This is a genomic window from Rhizobacter sp. P2_H2 (assembly GCF_056403375.1).
The window spans coordinates 1-2,488 of record NZ_JBFUFP010000819.1 but is presented as its reverse complement, the minus strand read 5'-3'; the positions used below and the strand labels follow the sequence as shown (position 1 = coordinate 2,488).

Genomic DNA, 2,488 nt, shown 5'->3' with positions numbered 1-2,488 from the left:
CCGCTTCGATGCCGCCACGCCGCTGGAGGAAACCGCCTCGGCGCTCGCGACCGCGGTGCAGTCGGGCCGCGCGCTGTACGTCGGCATCTCGTCGTACTCGGCCGGCAAGACGGCCGAGATGGCGCGGCTGCTGCGCGAGCGTGGCGTGCCGTTGCTGATCCACCAGCCGTCGTACAGCCTGCTGAACCGCTGGATCGAAGGCGAGCTGCTCGCGACACTCGAGGGCGAAGGCGCCGGCTGCATCGCCTTCAGCGCGCTCGCGCAGGGGCTGCTGACCGACAAGTACCTGAACGGCGTTCCGGCGGATGCGCGCATCAACAAGCCGGGCGGTGGCTCGATGAAGGCGGAACACCTCTCGGCCGCCAACCTGGAGCGCGTGCGCGCGCTGCGGGCGATCGCGCAGCGGCGCGGGCAATCGCTCGCCCAGATGGCGCTGGCCTGGGTGCTGCGCGACCCGCGCGTGACGACCGCGCTGATCGGCGCGAGCCGGCCCGAGCAGTTGCGCGAGAACGTGGCAGCCCTGTCACGGCTGGATTTCAGCGCGCAGGAGCTGGCCGAGATCGACCGGCACGCGCAGGACGGCGGGCTCGATCTGTGGGCGCGCTCCAGTCACGACGAGGCGTTCTGACTCGGCGGCAACACCTCGACGTCCAGTTCGACCTCGTAGTCGCAATCGCAGCCCTGGCCGGCGGCGATCAGCCGCGCGACCGCCCGGCCGGCCCAGCGGCGCAGCCATGCCGGCCCGGGCAACTGCCGCGCCCGCACCAGCACGCCGCAGCGGTAACCGCCTTGTACCTCCCACACCAGCGCCGCGCAGGTGCCGTGGCGCCGCCGGCTGACCAGCACGCCGACCGGGCACGGCTCGCTCGCGCAGCACACGCCGCAGCCGTTGCACGGGGCGCCGAACGCCGGTTTGGGCGGCGCGTCAGGGTGGATCCGGATGATTCGTCGCACGGCATCGTCCGATGGGAGGAGGCGATTGTCGCCCGCGGGAAACTCGCCGATCCCACGAGGTAGACCGCAGAATTCCAACGGTGTTACAGTCGCGCCCGTGACTTTCAGGTCCTTCCCGTCCCCTTGCTGGTAAATCAGTCAAGGCGGGTCGCAATCCGCCAGCCGGTCTAGCCGTGTCGCGGAAGGTTTCTCAACCCACTACAGCACCGGAAACCGGTGTGAAAGGTGAGCGAAATGATGCAGGAATACAGGTCGAACTCGTACCTGTTCGGGGGCAATGCGCCCTATGTCGAAGAGATGTACGAGGCTTACCTCGACAACCCGGGCTCGGTGCCTGACAACTGGCGCGCCTACTTCGACGCCCTCCAGCACGTTCCTGCCGCCGACGGTTCGTCGGCTGCCGACGTTCCGCACGCACCGGTCGTCGAATCGTTCGCTCAACGCGCCAAGGCCAACGCCTTCGGCAACAAGGCCAGCAGCGCCGACCTCGCGGTCGCCCGCAAGCAGGTCCACGTCCAGTCGCTGATCGCCGCCTACCGCTTCCTCGGCTCGCGCTGGGCCGACCTCGACCCGCTGAAGCGCCAGGAGCGCCCGAAGATCCCCGAGCTGGAGCCGGCGTTCTACGACCTGAGCGAGTCCGACATGGACATCTCGTTCAGCGCGACGAACACCTACTTCACGACCGCCGAGCAGATGACGCTGCGCCAGATCGTGCAGGCGCTGCGCGAGACCTACTGCAGCTCGATCGGCGCCGAGTACATGCACATCACCGACCAGCCCGAGAAGCGCTGGTGGCAGCAGCGGCTCGAGTCGATCCGCTCCAAGCCCAATTTCACGGCCGAGCAGAAGAAGCAGATCCTGAACCGCCTGACCGCGTCCGAAGGCCTCGAGCGCTACCTGCACACCAAGTTCGTCGGCCAGAAGCGCTTCTCGCTCGAAGGCGGCGAAAGCTTCATCGCATCGATGGACGAGCTGGTGCAGCGCGCCGGCGAGAAGGGCGTGCAGGAGATCGTGATCGGCATGGCCCACCGCGGCCGCCTGAACGTGCTGGTCAACACGCTGGGCAAGATGCCCAAGGACCTGTTCGCCGAGTTCGACCACACCGCGCCCGAGAACCTGCCCTCGGGCGACGTGAAGTACCACCAGGGCTTCTCGAGCGACGTCACCACCGACGGCGGCCCGGTCCACCTGAGCCTGTCGTTCAACCCGTCGCACCTGGAGATCGTCAACCCGGTCGTCGAAGGCTCGGTCAAGGCCCGCCTGGACCGCCGCGGCGACAAGGAAGGCGACACCGTGCTGCCGGTGCTGGTGCACGGCGACGCGGCCTTCGCCGGCCAGGGCGTCGTGATGGAGACGCTGGCGCTCGCGCAGACGCGCGGCTACTACACCGGCGGCACCGTCCACATCGTCATCAACAACCAGATCGGCTTCACGACCAGCGACCCGCGCGACACCCGCTCGACGCTGTACTGCACCGACGTGGTCAAGATGATCGAGGCCCCGGTGCTGCACGTGAACGGCGACGACCCCGAGG

At 68.4% G+C, this 2,488-nt stretch carries 3 protein-coding genes; 2 read left to right on the top strand and 1 reads right to left on the bottom strand.

The window, feature by feature from the left end; translation table 11 throughout:
- A partial coding sequence (locus AC1D15_RS26790) for an aldo/keto reductase (RefSeq protein ID WP_477828394.1) occupies positions 1 to 628 on the top strand: 628 nt, incomplete at its 5' end.
- Here the strand turns inward: AC1D15_RS26790 and AC1D15_RS26785 are convergent.
- Positions 610 to 954 carry a hypothetical protein gene (locus AC1D15_RS26785; protein ID WP_477828393.1) on the bottom strand — a complete coding sequence of 115 codons (345 nt, stop codon included), beginning with the start codon at positions 952 to 954 and terminating at the stop codon, positions 610 to 612. The genes AC1D15_RS26790 and AC1D15_RS26785 overlap by 19 nt on opposite strands.
- A 234-nt stretch (positions 955 to 1,188) precedes the next feature.
- Between AC1D15_RS26785 and AC1D15_RS26780 the strand changes: the two genes are divergently transcribed.
- On the top strand, positions 1,189 to 2,488 hold a 1,300-nt coding region (locus tag AC1D15_RS26780; protein ID WP_477828392.1), incomplete at its 3' end, for a thiamine pyrophosphate-dependent enzyme.